This is a genomic window from Pseudomonas syringae group sp. J309-1 (assembly GCF_032582135.1).
GTDB lineage: Bacteria > Pseudomonadota > Gammaproteobacteria > Pseudomonadales > Pseudomonadaceae > Aquipseudomonas > Aquipseudomonas quasicaspiana.
In genome coordinates this window covers 71,544-90,029 of sequence record NZ_JAWHNU010000019.1, presented here as the reverse complement: position 1 = coordinate 90,029, position 18,486 = coordinate 71,544, and the positions used below count along the sequence as shown (strand labels likewise).

15 protein-coding genes, 2 tRNA genes and 1 pseudogene are annotated in these 18,486 nt (G+C 57.6%); 12 read left to right on the top strand and 6 right to left on the bottom strand.

Translation table 11 applies throughout. From position 1 onward, the window contains the following. Positions 1-203: 203 nt before the first annotated feature. The 3 genes from RX972_RS13120 to RX972_RS13110 all read right to left on the bottom strand — a co-directional run bounded on the left by RX972_RS13120 (position 204) and on the right by RX972_RS13110 (position 1,588). On the bottom strand, positions 204-929 hold the full coding sequence (locus RX972_RS13120; protein ID WP_316875889.1) for a hypothetical protein: 726 nt from the start codon (positions 927-929) through the stop codon (positions 204-206). 486 nt (positions 930-1,415) lie between these two features. After that, positions 1,416-1,492, bottom strand: a tRNA-Asp gene (locus RX972_RS13115). 20 nt (positions 1,493-1,512) lie between these two features. Continuing rightward, positions 1,513-1,588 (bottom strand) — tRNA-Val (locus tag RX972_RS13110). Between the two features lie 161 nt (positions 1,589-1,749). Between RX972_RS13110 and rdgC the strand changes: the two genes are divergently transcribed. From rdgC to RX972_RS13060, 10 genes are all read left to right on the top strand, one after another. Continuing rightward, positions 1,750-2,670: a recombination-associated protein RdgC gene (gene rdgC, locus RX972_RS13105; protein ID WP_316875887.1), complete on the top strand. Its 921-nt coding sequence runs from the start codon at positions 1,750-1,752 to the stop codon at positions 2,668-2,670. A 146-nt stretch (positions 2,671-2,816) separates the two neighbouring features. Further along, positions 2,817-3,779 carry a bile acid:sodium symporter family protein gene (locus tag RX972_RS13100; protein ID WP_316875885.1) on the top strand — a complete coding sequence of 321 codons (963 nt, stop codon included), beginning with the start codon at positions 2,817-2,819 and terminating at the stop codon, positions 3,777-3,779. 429 nt (positions 3,780-4,208) lie between these two features. Next, on the top strand, positions 4,209-4,946 hold the full coding sequence (locus tag RX972_RS13095; RefSeq protein ID WP_027898074.1) for a FadR/GntR family transcriptional regulator: 738 nt from the start codon (positions 4,209-4,211) through the stop codon (positions 4,944-4,946). Further along, positions 4,943-5,968, top strand: a complete 1,026-nt coding sequence (locus tag RX972_RS13090) for an ABC transporter ATP-binding protein (protein ID WP_316875883.1) — start codon at positions 4,943-4,945, stop codon at positions 5,966-5,968. Before RX972_RS13095 ends, RX972_RS13090 begins: the two co-directional genes overlap by 4 nt. Beyond that, the gene (locus RX972_RS13085; protein WP_027898076.1) at positions 5,965-7,098 is read left to right on the top strand and encodes an ABC transporter ATP-binding protein; all 1,134 of its coding nucleotides are present in this window, start codon (positions 5,965-5,967) and stop codon (positions 7,096-7,098) included. Before RX972_RS13090 ends, RX972_RS13085 begins: the two co-directional genes overlap by 4 nt. Continuing rightward, positions 7,095-8,597, top strand: a complete 1,503-nt coding sequence (locus RX972_RS13080) for an ABC transporter substrate-binding protein (RefSeq protein ID WP_122708430.1) — start codon at positions 7,095-7,097, stop codon at positions 8,595-8,597. The genes RX972_RS13085 and RX972_RS13080 overlap by 4 nt, the downstream gene beginning before the upstream one ends. A 28-nt stretch (positions 8,598-8,625) precedes the next feature. Next, positions 8,626-9,570, top strand: a complete 945-nt coding sequence (locus tag RX972_RS13075; protein WP_027898078.1) for an ABC transporter permease — start codon at positions 8,626-8,628, stop codon at positions 9,568-9,570. Next, complete coding sequence (locus RX972_RS13070; RefSeq protein WP_027898079.1) at positions 9,570-10,442, top strand: ABC transporter permease; 873 nt, start codon at positions 9,570-9,572, stop codon at positions 10,440-10,442. Before RX972_RS13075 ends, RX972_RS13070 begins: the two co-directional genes overlap by 1 nt. 32 nt (positions 10,443-10,474) lie before the next feature. Further along, a complete protein-coding gene (locus tag RX972_RS13065) occupies positions 10,475-12,070 on the top strand; it encodes a gamma-glutamyltransferase family protein (protein WP_316875878.1) in 1,596 nt (531 codons plus the stop codon). A gap of 191 nt (positions 12,071-12,261) precedes the next feature. Beyond that, positions 12,262-12,711, top strand: a complete 450-nt coding sequence (locus RX972_RS13060) for a DUF411 domain-containing protein (RefSeq protein WP_099269114.1) — start codon at positions 12,262-12,264, stop codon at positions 12,709-12,711. Between the two features lie 113 nt (positions 12,712-12,824). Here RX972_RS13060 and RX972_RS13055 read toward each other — a convergent pair whose 3' ends face one another. Beyond that, positions 12,825-14,102, bottom strand: a complete 1,278-nt coding sequence (locus tag RX972_RS13055; protein WP_122397388.1) for a serine/threonine transporter — start codon at positions 14,100-14,102, stop codon at positions 12,825-12,827. 234 nt (positions 14,103-14,336) lie between these two features. Between RX972_RS13055 and RX972_RS13050 the strand changes: the two genes are divergently transcribed. Both RX972_RS13050 and RX972_RS13045 read left to right on the top strand, forming a co-directional pair. Continuing rightward, positions 14,337-14,873: a MarR family winged helix-turn-helix transcriptional regulator gene (locus RX972_RS13050; RefSeq protein WP_316875875.1), complete on the top strand. Its 537-nt coding sequence runs from the start codon at positions 14,337-14,339 to the stop codon at positions 14,871-14,873. A gap of 70 nt (positions 14,874-14,943) precedes the next feature. Further along, positions 14,944-16,125 (top strand): FAD-dependent monooxygenase, encoded by a 1,182-nt coding sequence (locus RX972_RS13045; protein WP_316875873.1) that lies wholly within the window; start codon positions 14,944-14,946, stop codon positions 16,123-16,125. Between the two features lie 98 nt (positions 16,126-16,223). Here the strand turns inward: RX972_RS13045 and RX972_RS29530 are convergent, their stop codons facing one another. Both RX972_RS29530 and RX972_RS29525 read right to left on the bottom strand, forming a co-directional pair. Further along, positions 16,224-16,949 (bottom strand): methyl-accepting chemotaxis protein, encoded by a 726-nt coding sequence (locus tag RX972_RS29530; RefSeq protein WP_373562221.1) that lies wholly within the window; start codon positions 16,947-16,949, stop codon positions 16,224-16,226. A gap of 180 nt (positions 16,950-17,129) precedes the next feature. Further along, positions 17,130-18,104: pseudogene (locus RX972_RS29525) on the bottom strand (cache domain-containing protein); the annotation flags it as partial. Positions 18,105-18,486: the final 382 nt, after the last annotated feature.

Below are 18,486 nucleotides of genomic sequence, written 5' to 3'. Positions count from 1 at the left end.
CCAAGGACGGTGAAGATTTCTAAAACCCGGTACCCAGTGGACCGTAAGGCTGCTCCGCTTAAGTGAACAGCATTACGCACCAGGCGGGCTTTCTGTTGCTTCAAGGAGTTCAAGGGCCTTGAGGAGGTGGAACCTGAAAACAGGCGTCACCACCCACAATCAAGTTCGACTTTGCTTCCGGTCCGGTGTCATCAACAGCTCAACTAAAGCTGGGAGAACTCGGCAATCTTTTTCATAAGCACGGAAAAACTCAATGATGTCTCAGCCTCATCATCACAACGATTTCTTATCAACGTATACGCATCGATAGCAGGCGACAAAACTTCTATCACATCGCCCTTATAGTTCGTTATTTCAATAAAACCACTGACAACACCATTGAGATTCTCAACTTCTAAAACCAATGTCGAAAACTTTAACAGCGCACCCTCCTCACTCGTCCCTGCCCCTGTCGAAGGATTATCAAAGTAAACATTCAATTTGGGAAAAACGTCTCTATTCCATTCAAAAATCGGCAGCATACGTACCAATTGCTTGAATTCAACTTCACTCTCACTCCCGGAAAATTCACACTTGAAAATCGGAACGCAGAGAAATAGCCCATCACGTTTATCCCGCAAATCCCCTTTCAAATGCCCGTGATAATCCTTTGGAACCGCTATCGCATGAGTAAAGCCATAACTGTTTTCTTGCAGACTATAGAGGGTAGGCTTAACGGGAGACAGAAAATCTGGCAATTGATCCAGTACAGCAGATGCAAACCGGCGGTCATCTACATCTTCAGACCCAACGACAGCATAATGATGAGCACAGTTTTTCAAACAGTATCGAAAAGTTTTCTTTGGAAAATCATATTGAAAAAAAAGATGCCCAGAACTGTCTTCATCGACTACATCAAAAGACTCTAATAAATCCTGCCTGGCAAACATAGTAGATTCTCCTGGTCCTGCTCAGGACCTACATCCTGCCTTTATCCAATACCGCTCGCCGACATAACCTGGTGGGCCGACACAAAAGCGCTGGGACGTTCAATTGGGTCGTCAGAACGTGCCGCCCCATTCTCTTGAGAACAGACACTGGTCGACGACTTTCTGTTCATCTGCGGCGTTCAGGCTACACGGATCCGGCGCTTGCACCAAGGATGGGGGGACACAATCCAGCAATAGACGAACCCATACGAAAATTGACGCGCGAGTAATCGTAAAAGGCTCTACCTGCTGTTTACTTTGTAGGAGCTGCCGAAGGCTGCGAAGCATTCATCCTGACACACCGCCATCGCAGCCTTCGGCAGCTCCTGCAGATTCCCGGGCTGACGCCTGACCAAATCGCAGGAGCAAAAAACCCAGACAACAAAAAGCCCGCACTAGGCAGGCTTTCCGATGCTTCAAGGAGTTCAAGGGCCTTGAAGCTGAATATGGCGCAGCGGACGGGACTCGAACCCGCGACCCCCGGCGTGACAGGCCGGTATTCTAACCGACTGAACTACCGCTGCGCGTAACACTTAGAGCGAGTTGGTGGGTGATGACGGGATCGAACCGCCGACCCGCTGCTTGTAAGGCAGCTGCTCTCCCAGCTGAGCTAATCACCCTTCACTCTCGGTGTGGCGCGCATTCTACGGAGCGACCTAACCTCTGGCAAGCACTTTTTTAAATAATTTTTATAATCCTTCCAAAGGCTTAGCACAGGGTTGGCCGCGAGGTAATAGCAGCGAATAATGCCCCACTTTTTACCGAAGGAGAGATTCACCTCATGTGGTTCAAAAACCTGCTTGTCTACCGCCTGACCCAGGATCTGCCTTTTGATGCCGAAGCACTGGAAACCTCTTTGGCCACCAAACCGGCCCGTGCCTGTGCCAGCCAAGAGTTGACCACTTACGGTTTCGTCGCCCCTTTCGGCAAAGGCGAAGACGCACCTCTGGTGCATGTCAGCGGCGACTTCCTGCTGATTTCTGCCCGTAAAGAAGAACGCATCCTGCCGGGTAGCGTTGTGCGTGACGCATTGAAGGAAAAGGTCGACGAGATCGAAGCCGAGCAAATGCGCAAGGTCTATAAGAAGGAACGCGAGCAGATCAAGGATGAAATCATCCAGGCGTTCCTGCCGCGTGCCTTTATTCGTCGTTCGTCGACCTTCGCCGCTATCGCGCCGAAACAGGGCCTGATTCTGGTCAACTCGGCCAGCCCGAAACGCGCTGAGGATTTGCTGTCGACCCTGCGTGAAGTAATCGGCACCCTGCCGGTACGTCCGCTGACCGTGAAAACCGCACCTACCGCTGTGATGACCGATTGGGTCACCACGCAGAAGGCTGCCGACAACTTCTTCGTGCTGGATGAATGCGAACTGCGCGACACCCACGAAGATGGCGGGATTGTGCGTTGCAAACGTCAGGACCTGACCAGCGACGAAATCCAGCTGCACCTGAGCACCGGCAAAGTCGTGACCCAGCTGTCCCTGGCATGGCAGGACAAACTGTCCTTCGTGCTTGACGACAAGATGACCGTCAAGCGTCTGAAGTTCGAAGACCTGTTGCAGGATCAAGCGGAACAGGACGGCGGCGACGAGGCCTTGGGTCAACTGGACGCCAGCTTCACCCTGATGATGCTGACCTTCGGTGAATTCCTGCCAGAGCTGTTTGAAGCACTGGGCGGTGAAGAGATTCCGCAGGGGATTTAAACACCACTGGTCACCTGTAGGAGCTGCCGAAGGCTGCGAAGCAATTTACCTGTTAAACCGCTTCGCAGCCTTCGGCAGCTCCTACAGCTTTACGTATCCAGCCAGATGACGCCCCCTCCCCCAACCTAATAAGAAAGGAACCCGCCATGCGTGCATTGGCAACCTTGAGTCGTTTTGTCGGTAATACCTTTGCGTACTGGGTGCTTCTGTTCGCCATATTGGCCTTCGTGTTCCCCCAAGCGTTCATCGGGCTCAAGCCCCTCATCGTCCCGTTGCTGGGTCTGGTGATGTTCGGCATGGGTCTCACCCTGAAGCTTGAAGACTTTTCCGAAGTGGCCCGCAATCCATGGCGCGTAGCCTTGGGTGTAGTTGCGCATTTCGTGATCATGCCCGGCGTGGCGTGGTTGTTGTGTCAGGTATTTCAATTGCCGCCGGAAATCGCCGTCGGCGTGATTCTGGTGGGTTGCTGCCCGAGCGGTACCTCGTCCAACGTTATGGCGTGGCTGGCCAAGGGTGACCTGGCGCTGGCCGTTGCCATTGCAGCGGTCACCACCCTGCTCGCTCCGCTGCTGACGCCCACCCTGATCTGGTTCCTCGCCTCGGCCTGGTTGCCGGTGTCCTTCATGGATATGTTCTGGTCGATCCTGCAACTGGTCATGCTGCCCATCGTGCTTGGCGTTCTGGCTCAACGCCTGCTGGGTACCCGCGTCGCTTACGCGATTGACGTGCTGCCACTTATTTCCGTAGTGAGCATCGTGATGATCGTCTGCGCCGTGGTTGCCGCCAGCCAGGCGAAAATCGCTGAGTCCGGCTTGCTGATCATGGCTGTGGTAATCCTGCACAACACTTTCGGCTTCCTGCTGGGTTACTTCACCGGCAAGGTGTTCAAACTGCCGCTGCCTCAGCGTAAATCCCTGGCACTTGAAGTCGGCATGCAGAACTCAGGTCTCGGTGCCGCACTGGCCAGTGCGCACTTCTCGCCGCTGGCGGCTGTGCCGAGCGCGCTGTTCAGCGTGTGGCACAACATCTCCGGGGCATTGTTGTCGACGTACTTCCGCAAGATGAAGGATGAAGATGAGCCGGTGAAGACTGGGTCGGCTATTAATTGATCAGGCAAAAATTCACATGTCTGTGGATTGAAATGTAACCCCTGTGGGAGCTGGGCTTGCCCGCGATGCATGAGACGCGACTTGAAGACATACCGCGTTATCGCTTATCGCGGGCAAGCCCAGCTCCCACAGGGTCATCAGGCACCACCCCGGCGCACCACGCCCGCATTGATGCACAAAATCCGATCCTCTTTCGAAATTGGTTCACCCACCCGCGAACCAATTACCGTTCATCCCTCCGGACCACTCCGTCGAACCTTTGCACATTGGCCCGACAACCCTGATCGCTAGCAATCACCCGGCATATTGTGCCTCGAAACTTATCGAACCAATTTCCATTGGCATCGCTCTTGCACCAGCCCTCTTGCCTCGAATCACTGCCTGTAGGCAGCTCAGGGCATCTTTTTCTGGTCTGGCGCGAGTACCACGATGCAAAGGTTCGACCCTGACACGCCCATCGATAACTCCTCGAAACTGGCGCTGGATGCCTTGCGGCAGATCGTTGCCCAGCATGCTGCGTTCCCCCAGCGTGCGCTGCCTACAGAGCGCGATCTGGCTACCGATTTCGGTGTCAGCAGGCGCGCGATTCGTCGCGCGCTGGCAGTGCTGGAAGCCGAAGGCCAGATCTGGCGGCGGCAAGGCAAAGGGACCTTTGTCGGTCCGACGCCACCCAGCGCGGCCATGAGTTTTGCCCGGCTTTCCGGGCGGACCAATTTCAGCGAGGTCATGGAAGCGCGCCTGCATCTGGAACCCGCGCTGGCCTCACTCGCCGCAGTGCGGGCCAATGGCGAGCAGATGGCGATCCTGCGCCGCCTTGCCGAGCGCACCACTCGCCAGCAGGAAGCCGAGCATCCCGATGCCGAAGGCATTGAACTCTGGGACAGCTCCCTGCACCGCGCCATTGCTGAAGCAGCGGGCAATCGGTTGATGCTGGATATTTTCGAAATGCTCGATGCGATCCGTCTGGACCCGGCCTGGCGTGATTTGCGTCAACGGGCGCGAAACGCCGACCGCCTCGACACTTACAGCCACGATCACGACGACATCGTCAGCGCCATCGAGACGCGCGATCCGATCAAGGCTGCTACCGCCATGCGCGGCCATTTACGGGCGTTGCAACAAGCGCTGGATAACGTCATCAATCAAGACCTGGAGGCCAGCTTATGAGCGCCACCGCCTCAACCACCGATAACACCGATAACACCGATAACACCGTCCTCAGCGTCAGCGACCTGACCGTTCGCTTTGCCGGTGCGCCCGCCAATGTGGTCGACGGCGTGTCGTTCTCCGTCAAGCGCGGCAAGACCCTGGCCATCGTCGGCGAATCCGGCTGTGGCAAGAGCGTGACCTCCATGGGTCTGATGGGCCTGTTACCCGCCACCGCAAAAGTTGCCGCGAGCGATTCGCTGCTGATTGATGAAGCCTTGCTGGGCATGTCCGAAGAGCGCCTGCTGGATGTGCGCGGCAACCGCATGGCGATGATTTTTCAGGAGCCGATGACATCGCTGAACCCGGTGTTCACCATCGGTGAGCAGATCGCCGAAAGCGTGATCCGCCATCAGGGCCTTTCGGATAAAGACGCCCGGCAACGGGCGCTGGAGATGCTGGAAAAGGTCCGTGTACCGGACGCACGCCAGCGACTGGACGCCTACCCTCACGAACTCTCCGGCGGCATGCGTCAGCGGGCAATGATCGCCATGGCGCTGGCCAACGATCCAGCGCTGATCATTGCTGACGAACCGACCACCGCACTGGACGTGACTATTCAGGCGCAGATTCTCTCGCTGGTCGCCAACCTGCAGACCGAAACCGGCACCGCGATGATTCTGATCACCCACGATTTGGGCGTGGTCGCCGAAGTCGCCGACGACGTGATGGTGATGTACGCCGGTCGCGTGGTGGAAAGCGGCCCGGTGAAGACTCTGTTCGACGATCCGCAGCATCCGTACACCATTGGCCTGATGGGTTCGATGCCATCGATTGGCCCGCGTGAAGGTCGCCTGGCAACGATCAATGGCCGTGTGCCGACACCGGCAGAAATGCCCAGCGGCTGCCGCTTCGCCGGACGCTGCCCGTTTGTCATCCAGCAATGCCGGGAAGAGCGACCGCCGCTGCTTGAACTGTCTCCCGGACACTTCGCCGCGTGCATCCGCGCACCCTTGGAACAGCATGTGGGAGTCAGTGCGTGAGCCTTTCCGAACGAGACATCGCCGAGCGTACCAACCCCGATAGCAGCACGCAGAAACCCATTCTGGAAGGCATCGGCCTGAGCAAGCACTTTGCGGTGGAAAGCGGTCTTTTCCAGCCAAAGAAACCTCCGGTACAGGCCGTAAATCAGGTCAACCTGTCGGTTCGCAAAGGCGAGACGCTGGCGTTGGTGGGCGAGTCAGGATCGGGTAAATCGACCCTTGGCCGATTGCTGCTCAACCTGCTGCAACCCACCGCAGGCGATGTGATTTACGAAGGCCGCAACCTGGCCAACCTGTCGGCGGAAAAGCTGCGTCAGGTACGCCGCGACTTGCAGATCATTTTCCAGGACCCTTTCGCGTCGCTGAACCCGCGCATGACGGTGGAATCGATTGTCGGCGAACCGATCTGGCTGCACAGCGAAGCCAGCCGCAGCGACCGTCAGGCCAAGGTCGCCGAGCTGCTGCGTACGGTTGGGCTGGCCCCGGAACACGGCGGTCGCCATCCTCACGAATTCTCCGGTGGTCAGCGCCAGCGTATCGGTATTGCTCGCGCGCTGGCTTCCGAGCCGCGCCTGATCCTCGGCGACGAGCCGGTGTCGGCACTGGACGTTTCAGTGCAGGCCCAAGTGGTCAACCTGCTGGAAGACCTCAAGCATCAGTTCGGCCTGACCCTGGTAATTGTCGCCCACGGGCTGGCCGTAATCCGCCACATGAGCGACCGGGTCGCGGTGATGTATCTGGGTGAAATCGTCGAGCTGGCGCCGGTCAACGCGCTGTTCGAAAACCCTTTGCATCCCTATACCCAGGCGCTTATGGCCGCCGTACCGGTGAGCCACCCGGACTTGCGCCAGCCGCGCCCTTTGCTCGGCGGCGACATGCCCAGCCCGAGCCGCCCGCCTTCCGGTTGCCGTTTTCATACCCGTTGCCCCCATGCCCGCGCGCTGTGCAAAGAAGCCGTGCCGGTCATGGAAACCGTCGAGGCGGAACGTCAGGTGGCGTGCCACTTCTGGCGGGAAATCGCCAACGCGGGCAGCGGCACCTTGATCCTTCCGACACCCAGCGCTGCCTACACACAGCGCCTGAATCTGTTCAAGAACCATCAATCCCTTGCAGTGGAGAGCCAGCCATGAAAATCGCACGCGTCATGACAGGAACATTGTTATTGCTGGCCGCCAACGCAGCCTTTGCCGAATCGACCTTGCGCATCGGCATTCAGGACGATCCCGATGTGCTGGATCCGCATCGTTCACGTACCTATTCCGGTCGTCTGGTGTACACCGCGTTGTGCGACAAGCTGGTGGACGTCAACCCGGACCTGACCTACGCGCCACAGCTGGCCACCGCCTGGAACTGGAGCGAGGACGGCAAAACCCTGACCATGACCTTGCGCGAGGGCGTGACCTACCACGATGGCGAACCTTTCGATGCGGCCTCGGTGAAGTTCAACCTGGACCGCGCCCGCACCCTGCCCGACTCCCTGCGCAAAAGCGAGCTGGCGTCGGTGGACAGCGTTGAAGTGATCGACACGAAAACCGTCGCCATCAAACTCAAGCAAGCCGATGCCACGCTGGTTTCGCAGCTCTCGGACCGGGCCGGGATGATGCTCGCACCAAAAGCCGCTCAGGGCGAATTCGCGTCCAAACCTGTCTGCTCAGGTCCTTACAAATTCGTCCAGCGCGTGCAGCAGGATCGCATCGTGCTGGAGCGTTTTGACAACTACTGGAACAAGCAGGCGTATCACTTCGACAAAGTGGTGTTCCTGCCGATTCCGGATACCTCGGTGCGCTTGGCCAACCTGCGCTCCGGCGATCTGGACATCATCGAGCGCGTCGCGCCGACCGACGTCAAAACCGTCAAGGGCGACAGCAAGCTGGCGATCTACAACACGCCTGGCCTGGGCTACATGCAGTTGATGTTCAACATCGGCAACGGCGAAAAAGCCAACACGCCGATGGGCAAAGACAAGCGCGTGCGCAAAGCATTCGAGCTGTCCATCGACCGCGATGCGATCAACCAGGTGGTGTTCGAAGGCCTCTACGCGCCAAGCGCCCAACCGTTCCCGAAAAACAGCCCGTACTACGATCAGGCGCTGCCGATCCCGGCTCGCGACGTCGAGAAAAGCAAGGCGCTGCTGGCCGCGGCCGGTGTGAAGCTGCCGTTGGCGGTAGACCTGAAAGTGGCCAACAACCCTATCGCGCAGCAGGTCGGGCAGATCATTCAGGCCATGGCTGAAGAAGCGGGCTTCAAGGTCAATCTGATTGCCACTGAATACGCCACGATGCTTAGCGAACAGCAAAGCGGCAATTTCCAGATCGGCATGAGCGCCTGGTCGGGCCGTCCTGATCCGGATGGCGACATCCACCAGTTCGTGACCTGCAAAGGTGGCCAGAACGACGGTAAATACTGCAACGCCAAGCTCGACGAACTGCTGAACAAGGCGCGCACCGTCAACGACGTTCCACAACGTCAGGCGCTGTACAACGAAGCATTGCGTCTGCTGGCCGACGAAGTGCCGACCGCGTACCTGTATTTCGACCCACGCATCATTGCCATGCGTAACAACGTGACTGGCTTCGTGCCAAACCCGGACGGCCTGATTCGTCTGGCTAACGTCGCGTTCAAACCATGACTGACGGACGCACCTGCGAGGTTCCGGCATGCTGATGTTTATCCTGCGACGCCTGCTCAGCTCGATTCCGACGCTGATTCTGGTTTCGCTGTTCGTCTTCACCCTGCAGAAGCTGCTGCCGGGTGACCCGGTGCTGGCCATGGCCGGGGAAGAACGCGATCCGGCGGTCATGGAATACCTGCGCGACAAGTACCGGCTCGATGACCCGATCCCGTTGCAGTACCTGAACTGGGTCGGCAACGTGCTGACCGGCGACTTCGGCACCTCGTTGCGCACTGAGCAACCGGTGACCACGCTGCTGGCGTCCAAGTTGCCGGTGACCATTGAGCTGGCGGTGCTGGCCTTGCTGATTGCGTTGCTGATCGGCATCCCCACCGGGATTATCTCGGCGGTGCGCAAAGGCACCGCCGTGGATTACGGAGCCAACGTGGTGGCGCTGTCGGGGATTTCCATTCCGCACTTTTGGCTAGGCATCCTGCTGATCATGATCTTCGCGGTGAAACTGCAATGGCTGCCCGCCTCTGGTTTCGTGCCCATGGGCGAGGATTTCGGGCAAAACCTGAAGACATTGATTTTGCCAGCCTTCGTATTGGGTGCCGGGTTGTCGGGGATTCTCATGCGCCACACCCGCAGTGCCATGCTCGAAGTGTTGCGTACCGACTACGTGCGTACTGCCCGGGCCAAAGGGTTGTTCCCGCGCACGGTGATTCTCAAGCACGCGCTGCGCAACGCGCTGATGCCCATCGTGACGCTGACCACGTTGCTGTTCGGTGAACTGCTTGGCGGCGCAGTGCTGACCGAGCAGGTTTTCAGTATTCCGGGCTTCGGCAAGATGATCGTCGACGCCGTGTTCAACCGGGATTACGCCGTGGTGCAAGGCGTAGTGTTGTGTGTCGCGATTGGCTTCCTGATGCTGAACCTGCTGGCCGACGTGCTTTACCGTCTGATCAACCCGCGTCTGAGGACTGCCTGATGACCGCTATTGCCAGCCTCCCGCACAGCGCGATATTGCCCCGCAGCCGCTCGCCGTTCCTGAAGAAATTCCTCGCCAACAAAGGCGCGGTGATTGGCGCGGCGGTGTTGCTGCTGTTTGTCCTGGCGGCCCTTCTGGCGCCATGGATTGCGCCCCATGACCCGCTGAAAGCCAACTTCCTCGCCGTGCGTAAAGCGCCCTCGCTGATGTACTGGCTGGGCACCGACGAACTGGGCCGGGATCTGTTTTCGCGGTTGCTGTTTGGCGCTCGCAGTTCGCTGCTGGCCGGTGGTGTTTCGGTGGCCATCGCCATGTTTATCGGCGTGCCCCTGGGCCTGCTGGCCGGGTACTTCGGCGGCAAGCTGGACATGATCATTTCCCAGGTCATGGAGGCGCTGCTGTCCTGCCCGTTTCTGGTACTCGCCATCGCACTGGGCGCGTTTCTCGGCCCAAGCCTGACCAACGCGATGATCGCCATCGGCCTCTCCGCCATGCCGATCTTCGCCCGGCTGACCCGCGGTCAGGTGCTGTCGATCAAGCACGAGGATTATCTGGAAGGTGCACGCGCTATTGGCCTGCCGGATCGCTGGATCATCCTGCGTTACGTGCTGCCCAACGTGATGTCGCCGCTGGTGGTGCAAGCCACGCTGACCATTGCTTCGGCGATTCTGGCCGAAGCCAGCCTGTCGTTCCTCGGCCTGGGTCAGCAACCACCCTCGCCGTCCTGGGGCTCGATGCTCAATACTGCAAAGAATTTCATGGAGCAGGCTCCGTGGATGTCGATTGCGCCCGGCGTGGCGATCTACATCACGGTCCTGTGTTTCAACCTGCTGGGTGACGGCCTGCGCGATGCGCTGGACCCCAAAGGCTAAACCTTTCGTTATTCTGCCAAAGAGAAACGCATATGTTCGATGATCTGGATTACAGCAAACCTTACGCTTCGGCACGTTCGCCGGTGATGGGCAACAACATGGTCGCCTGCTCCCAGCCACTGGCCGCTCAGGCCGGGCTGGACATGCTGCGCAAGGGCGGCAACGCGGTCGACGCCGCTATCGCTGCGGCCATGGTGCTCACCGTGGTCGAGCCCACTGGTTGCGGGATTGGCAGCGATGCCTTCGCCATTGTCTGGGACGGCAACAAGCTGCAAGGTCTGAACGCTTCCGGTCGCGCACCGCAGGCCTGGACGCCCGAGTATTTCGCTGGCCAGAGCCAGATGCCGCAACGTGGCTGGCCTGCGGTCAGCGTGCCGGGTGCGGTGTCGGCCTGGGTTGAGTTGTCCGAGCGTTACGGCAAACTGCCCTTCGCCACATTGGCGGAACCGGCGATTGGCTATGCCCGCGATGGCTATCAGGTCACGCCGATCATCGCCGAGCTGTGGAAACGCGGCTCGCAACTGCTCAAGGATCAACCGGGCTTTGCCGAGTGTTTCATGCCGGATGGCAAGGCGCCGCTGGCTGGCGAGAAAATCAAACTCAAGGACCACGCCCGCACCCTGGAACTGATCGCCCAAACCAAGGGCGAAGCGTTCTATCGTGGTGAACTGGCAGAGGCAATCATTGCCCATGCCAACGCCAATGGCAGCGTCATGAGCCTCGACGATCTGGCAACGCACACCGTGGACTGGATCGAAACACTGTCAGTGCCGTATGCCGGTGCCGTGGTTCACGAACTGCCACCGAATGGCCAGGGCATTGCAACGCTTGCCGGTTTAACCATGCTTGAAGCGCTGGGTGTCGGCGAGCATCCGGTGGACAGCCTTGAAACCGTTCACCCAGTGCTGGAAGCCATGAAACTGGCCCTGGCTGACCTGGACGAACACGTCGCCGACAGCGATCACATGCGCGTGCCTTCCGAAGATTTGCTGGGCAAAGCCTACCTGATGGAGCGCGCCGGACTGGTCACTGATCAGGCTGCGAATCCTGGTCACGGCTCGCCAAAACCGGGCGGCACGGTGTACCTGTCAGCCGCCGATGAAAGCGGCATGATGATCTCGTTCATCCAGTCCAACTACATGGGCTTCGGTTCCGGTGTTGTGGTGCCAGGCACCGGCATCAGCATGCAGAACCGTGGCGCGGGCTTCTCGCTGGACCCGACCCACGTTAATTACGTGGCACCGCGCAAGCGCCCGTTCCACACCATCATCCCCGGCTTTGTGATGAATGCCGACGGTACGCCATTGATGTCTTTCGGCTTGATGGGCGGCCCGATGCAGGCGCAGGGTCACTTGCAGATGATGATGCGCATTCTGCGCTACAAACAGAACCCGCAAGCCGCTGCCGACGCACCGCGCTGGAGGATCGAATCTGGTTTGAAGGTTGCTGTGGAGCGTGCGTTTGATCCGGAAGTGGTCAAAGCCCTGCGCGCCAAAGGTCATGACATTGATGTCGAAGAGCCAAGTGGCGTGTTTGCCTTTGGCGGCGCCCAGATCATCCAGCGTACGGCGCATGGGTATGTGGGCGGGACTGATCCGAGGAAGGATGGGTTGGTGGCGGCTTATTGAGCCTAAGCTAACGCAATCCAGCTGAAAACTTTGTAGCCCTTATCGCGGGCAAGCCTCGCTCCCACAGGAGAATGTTATTTTCATGTGGGAGCGAGGCTTGCCCGCGATAAGGGTGCTGCGGACCACGGTATTTTCCAGCCCTCACAACCCGTGTAGCCTCTGCACTTTGAACATCCTTGAGCACATCTCTCATGACGCTTTCGAAGATCAAACAAGCCAGCCTGATCGCCCTCCTCGGTTTCAGCGCGCTGCTGCATGCCGCGCCGCAAACCATCGACGTCTACCGCGACCCGAATTGCGGTTGCTGCACCAAGTGGATGGCGTACCTCAAGGAAAACGGTTTTACCGTGAATGATCATCCTGAAGACAATATGAGCGCGGTGAAGGAAAAACTCGGCGTGCCCGAGAAACTGGGCTCATGTCATACCGGCGTGATCAATGGCAAGTTTGTCGAAGGTCATGTGCCGGTTTCAGAGATCCGTGAACTCGTGGCCCAGAAAGACCTGATCGGCGTCGCTGCACCCGGCATGCCGATGGGTTCGCCGGGTATGGAGTCGGGTAATCGAAGAAGCGCCCATCAGATTATTGGTCTGACGGCTTCGGGTGAAGAGCGGGTCGTGGCGGACTACCCGGCGCAGTGAGTTGCCATTGAAACACAACCCCTATAGGAGCTGCCGAAGGCTGCAAATAGCGGTGTATCAGGATTAACGCTTCGCAGCCTTCGGCAGCTCCTACAAGAATTGCATTCCAAGACTTACTGCATCAACGAATACACCAGCGCCAGCATCGACACCACACCCACAATTACCACGAACACATTGGACGCCTTGCCTGCGTATTGACGCATGGCCGGGACTTTGTGGATGGCGTACATCGGCATCAGAAACAGCAACGCGGTAATGATCGGCCCGCCAAGGGTTTCGATCATGCCGAGGATGCTTGGGTTAAGTGTCGCTACAACCCAGCACACCACCAGCATCATGGCTGCGGTGAGGCGATCAAGCGCTTTGGGCGCGGGACGCAGGCCGGTTCTCACCACGATGCCTTTCAAACCTTCACTGGCACCGATGTAGTGGCCCAGGAATGATTTGGCAATCGCCACGAAAGCAATCAGCGGTGCCACGAAGGCAATCGTCGGGTTGCTGAAATGGTTAGCCAGATACGAAAGGATCGAAATGTTCTGGGTCTTGGCTTCAGCCAGTTGTGCTGGCGACAGGGTCAGCACGCAGCTGAACACGAAGAACATCACCATGATCACCATCAAACCGTGAGCCCGCGCCAGAATCTGCGAGCTGCGACCTTCAGCCTGATCGCCGTACATGCGCTTCTGGTCAACGGCAAACGCCGAGATGATCGGCGAATGGTTGAAGGAGAACACCATCACCGGAATGGCCAGCCAGAAGGTATGCAGGAATGCCGAAGGCTCCGGCACCGTGGTGGCCGTGCTGAGAATGCCGCCGTTCCAGTGCGGAATCAGGAACACCGCCAGGAAAAGCAACGCCACGATGAACGGATACACCATCAGGCTCATGGCCTTGACGATAAACCGTTCGCCACAACGCACCACAGCCAGCAATCCGAGGATCAACACAAACGCCAGCAAGGCACGTGGCGGCGGTTGAATGTGCAATTGGTGCTCAAGAAAGCTGCCAACGGTATTGGTCAGCGCCACACTGTAGATCAGCAGAATCGGGAAGATCGCAAAGAAGTACAACGCGGTGATCAGCGTCCCGGCGCTTTTGCCGAAGTGCTGCTCAACGACTTCCGTGATGTCTGCGCCTTCACGGCCGGACAGCACAAAGCGGGTCAAACCGCGATGCGCGTAGTAGGTCATCGGAAACGCCAGCAACGCCAGGGCCAGCAACGGCCAGAAGCCGCCAATACCTGCGTTGATGGGCAAGAACAACGTGCCTGCGCCGATGGCGGTGCCGAACAACCCGAGCATCCAGGTGGTGTCATGACGACTCCATGCCGCAATCGGTGTAGCGGCTGCATCAAAACGCTGTTCGACGCTATTGGCCTGATCATTCATCCGGTCGAATCTCCGTGCCGGTTAATACAACATGGCAGGGACGCGTCAGATAAACCGGGCAGTTTCGCGTCCCCTCAGAAAAGAGGGGCGCGATTGTCAGGGATTACGCCGGAAAATCAAAGGTTTGTCGGACGAGAAGAGTGTGATCGGGATCAGTCTTACGCGATATTCAGAACGGATGAATGCAGGTTTGTAGATTTTCTCGGAGTTTTTCACTATTTCTGGTTTCGCTGCATGAACGCAGATTGGGCAAGGGACTCGCTGTTTCAAACTAGACGCTGGCCGCAGGTAGTGGAACCTTTCAAAATCCGACAAAATGCTCCGATGAAGAATGATAAAGACATCCACCCGGAAGCCGCCGTCGCTCCCGGCTATCTCGCCAATCACGCGGAACGCGTGTTCAACCGCGCGACCGATGCCGCGTTACGGTCTCACGGTATTTCGCTAACCCTGCTCGGCCCGTTATTGTGGCTTGCCTGGCGCGGCCCCATGCTTCAGCGCGACCTTGTAAAAGCCTCTGCCGTCAAACAGCCCGCAATGGTTGCGACTCTGGACAAGCTGGAAGCTGCTGGCCTCATCCAGCGTTCCGTTGTTGCCACAAACAAGCGTGCTGCCAACGTGAGCATCACAGCGCGAGGTCAGGAGGTGGCGGCATTGGGAAAACAGGTTTTGCTCGACACCAATGCACGTGGGCTGGAAGGCTTCAGTCCAGAAGAGGCTACGGTTTTCGTTACGTTGCTCCAGCGCTTCATCGGCAATCTGGAAGAGTAACATTTTGTATCACGCGTGATGTTTATTTATATCACGCGTGATACAAAGTGCGGATTACAGGAGAATCCGCATGTCCAGAAGAATCCTCATCAGTGGGGCAAGTATTGCAGGCAACACCACAGCCTGGTGGCTTTCCCGCCATGGCTTTGATGTGACCATTATAGAAAAGGCCCCTCAATTTCGCGATGGCGGGCAAAACGTAGACGTGCGTGGCGCTGGTCGTCAGGTCTTGCGAAAGATGGGGCTGGAGCAAGCGGCTCTCGACCTCACCACCGGTGAGGCGGGCACGGACTGGGTCGACGAACATGACAACACCATCGCTCGATTTGCAGTCGAGGACATGGGTGACGGGCCGACAGCCGAGCTGGAAATAATGCGCGGCGATATCGCCAGCATGATCTATGAACCCGCAAGTCAGCGTTCAAACTATCGCTTCAACGAAACAATCAAGGCGCTAGAGCAGGATGCCCATGGTGTCACCGTGCATTTCGAGAACAGCCCAAGCGATCGCTACGATCTCGTCATCGTTGCAGAAGGGGTTGGCTCACCCACCCGCGAACTGGTTTTCCCGGGAGAGAACAAGCCGAAGTGGATGGATATTACTATCGCCTACTTCGCAATCCCCAGGACGTCCGAGGATGGAGTGTTTGCCCGTCAATACAATACCGTTGGCGGTATCGGGGCAACGCTGAAGCCAGGTCGACAGGACACTGTCCATGTTTACATGGGGATGCAGAAGAAACCCGAGGGTGAAAACCAATGGGATACCGAGCGTCAGAAGCAGTTCCTGCAAGAGAAATTCTCGGATGCAGGATGGCACTTCCCGCGCATTCTCGACGGTATGTCCAGGACAGACGATTTCTATTTTGATGTCCTTCGGCAGGTGAGGATGAACCGGTGGTATGACGATCGGGTTGTCCTGACTGGCGACGCTGCCTGGTGCGCTACTCCCCTGTCGGGTATCGGCACCACCCTCGCGATTGTCGGTGGATACGTATTGGCGGGCGAGCTGTCGAGGACTGAGGATCTGCCGTCCGCGCTTGCAGCGTACGAGCGAGTGATGCGGCCATTCGTGAAAGAAGGCCAAGGCGTTCCGAAGATTGTTCCACGTATGCTCTGGCCTCACACTCGCGGGGGACTGACGTTACTCAGGGGCGCAATGCGCATTGCCGGTCAACCCATGATACGCAAAGCATTTTCCAATCTGTTCCTTCGTGATTCGGAGAAAGTAAAACTTCCGGATTACGAATAAACCTGAGTCTTTGAATATCGCGCACTCTCCTTTGCGCTGAAAAAAGGCCAGGAACTGCAACGCTCGCTGGCCTTTGCTGACATTCACCGATGGATCGGTCAGATCTTGAAGCTTGCCACCAACTGTTTCAGACGACCTGCCTGTTGCGAAAGCGCGGCGCAGTCGGACAGGGTTTCGTTGAGGTTGGCGACGCCCTGCTGGTTCAGCATGTTGATCTGGCTGATATCGACGTTGAGTGTTTCCACCACGGCGGTCTGCTCTTCAGTGGCAGCCGCCACTGACTGATTCATACCGTCGATTTCGCTGATGCGCTGGGTGACGCTGGTCAGTCGAATGCCCGCCTGATTGGCGACGTCAACGCTGTCGCGGCTGCTGGCCTGACTCTGGTTCATGTTCTCCACGGCGTCATGAGAGCCCTGCTGCAACTCGCCGATCATCTTGTGCACCTGATCGGCAGACTCTTGAGTGCGGTGCGCCAGGTTACGTACTTCATCGGCTACCACCGCAAAGCCACGACCGGCTTCACCCGCACGCGCGGCCTCGATTGCGGCATTGAGCGCCAGCAAATTCGTCTGCTGCGAGATGCTTTTGATCACGTCGAGAATCTGCCCGATGTTTTCAGTGCTGGTGTTCAGGGTTTCGATTTGCGTGCAGGAATCGCTGATTTTGGAGGAAAGACCGGTCATTGCCTGAATGGTTTTTTCCACCACTGCGCGGCTGTCTTCGGCCTGTTCGCGGGCCTGACTGGCCTGAGCGGAAGCATCGGAAGCGTTGCGGGCAATCTCCTGAGTCGCAGCGCCAAGTTCATTGATCGCGGCGGCCACGCTGTTGGTCCGGGCGCTCTGCTCGTCAAAACCAAGTATCGAGGAATTGGACGACTGCTCTACCCGTTGCGACAGGTCATGAACCAGCAGCGTCGCCGAAGAGACTTCCGAAATGGACGCATGTACGCGCTCGACGAATTGGTTGAACGAACCACCCAACTCGGCAAATTCATCCTTGCCCTGAATGCTCAGGCGGCGGGTCAGATCACCCTCACCCTGCGCGATGTCCTGCATGGCACGGCCCATCGCTGTCAGCGGACGCATCAGCGCACTGATCAGAAGGCTCAACAGCAAGGCGATCACGATGACGGCCACCACCATTGCAATAAGCGCTGAGGTCCGGAATTCGCCCAGCGGCGCGTAGGCTTTATCTTTATCGATCGACAGTCCGATGTACCAGTCCGCACCCGGCAACCCACTGATCGGGGCAAACGACAGCAAGCGTTGCTGGCCGTTGAGGGTGACTTCACGCAACTTCTTGTCCAGGGTCAGGGTTTGGCCTGGATAGATGTCCTTAAGATTTTTCATCACCTGGTCTTTGTCCGGGCTGACGATGACTTGTCCGTCGCCGCTGACCAGGAAGGCATGCCCCAGACCGCCGAACTCTACCGAGTTAACGATTTTGACCAGGGTCTCCAGGCTCAGGTCGCCGCCTGCAACACCCGCAAGCTTGCCATTGATCTTGATCGGACTGGCGATGGTCACCACCAATCCACCTACCGAGGCCAGGTAAGGCGCGCTGATGATGGTCTTGTCGGCGGTTACCGTCGAGGTGTACCAGGGACGCTTGCGAGGGTCGTACCCGGCAGGCATTTCGGCGTCAGGTCGTTGAGTGAACACGCCCTCGGTATCACCGATGTAAGTGAACTGGAACGTCGACGTCAGCGACGGTTGGCCTACCAGGCCGCCCAGATCACTCTTGGTCCCTTGTCGGGCAACGTTTTGCCCCAGGTTTTCCAGAATAAGAATGCGTCCGCTCAACCAGCTCTGAATGCCAGTCGCTGTCAGCTCACCGGCTTGAGCCACCGAGTTTTCAAGGTTTTTGGTAATCGTATTGCGCTGCAGATAATCGTTGTACAGCGTGAATAACGCGAACGCCAATACCACGATGATCGAGGCAGCCAGCAGAATTTTATGACGAAACTTCAAAGCCATCACGACACTTCCTCTCCGATCACAAACCGATTAAAACGGTGGAATGCGATAGTTTTAATAGATTTGTATTTTTCATGGCGATTGCTGAGGCCCTTGAAATACGGGCCCTCCAAGACATGAAGCCAATACATTGGCGTTGGATTAAAGTCACCTGGCAGCGTTGACTGCGTTGCGGCAACCTAATACGTTGTGTCGGCAGAGGAGAGAATAAATTAATGACCGGATATCGATAATTTGAAGTATTAAATGTTTAACAATTTCACACAGTTGTATGACGAGTTATCAGGTTTTATTACCAGTTACGTGCGGTAGCGCGACATCGAAATCAGACAATTGCCAATAACGTTACAAACCATTGCAACAGCATCCATCTCCCGGTAAA

Coding starts and splice junctions, on each gene's coding strand:
- RX972_RS13075 (WP_027898078.1), top strand. CDS start 8,626: ATGCTGATGTTTATCCTGCGACGCCTGCTCAGCTCGATTCCGACGCTG.
- RX972_RS13080 (WP_122708430.1), top strand. CDS start 7,095: ATGAAAATCGCACGCGTCATGACAGGAACATTGTTATTGCTGGCCGCC.
- RX972_RS13060 (WP_099269114.1), top strand. CDS start 12,262: ATGACGCTTTCGAAGATCAAACAAGCCAGCCTGATCGCCCTCCTCGGT.
- RX972_RS13055 (WP_122397388.1), bottom strand. CDS start 14,102: ATGAATGATCAGGCCAATAGCGTCGAACAGCGTTTTGATGCAGCCGCT.
- RX972_RS13065 (WP_316875878.1), top strand. CDS start 10,475: ATGTTCGATGATCTGGATTACAGCAAACCTTACGCTTCGGCACGTTCG.
- RX972_RS13120 (WP_316875889.1), bottom strand. CDS start 929: ATGTTTGCCAGGCAGGATTTATTAGAGTCTTTTGATGTAGTCGATGAA.
- RX972_RS13045 (WP_316875873.1), top strand. CDS start 14,944: ATGTCCAGAAGAATCCTCATCAGTGGGGCAAGTATTGCAGGCAACACC.
- rdgC (WP_316875887.1), top strand. CDS start 1,750: ATGTGGTTCAAAAACCTGCTTGTCTACCGCCTGACCCAGGATCTGCCT.
- RX972_RS13090 (WP_316875883.1), top strand. CDS start 4,943: ATGAGCGCCACCGCCTCAACCACCGATAACACCGATAACACCGATAAC.
- RX972_RS13100 (WP_316875885.1), top strand. CDS start 2,817: ATGCGTGCATTGGCAACCTTGAGTCGTTTTGTCGGTAATACCTTTGCG.
- RX972_RS13095 (WP_027898074.1), top strand. CDS start 4,209: ATGCAAAGGTTCGACCCTGACACGCCCATCGATAACTCCTCGAAACTG.
- RX972_RS13050 (WP_316875875.1), top strand. CDS start 14,337: ATGAACGCAGATTGGGCAAGGGACTCGCTGTTTCAAACTAGACGCTGG.
- RX972_RS13070 (WP_027898079.1), top strand. CDS start 9,570: ATGACCGCTATTGCCAGCCTCCCGCACAGCGCGATATTGCCCCGCAGC.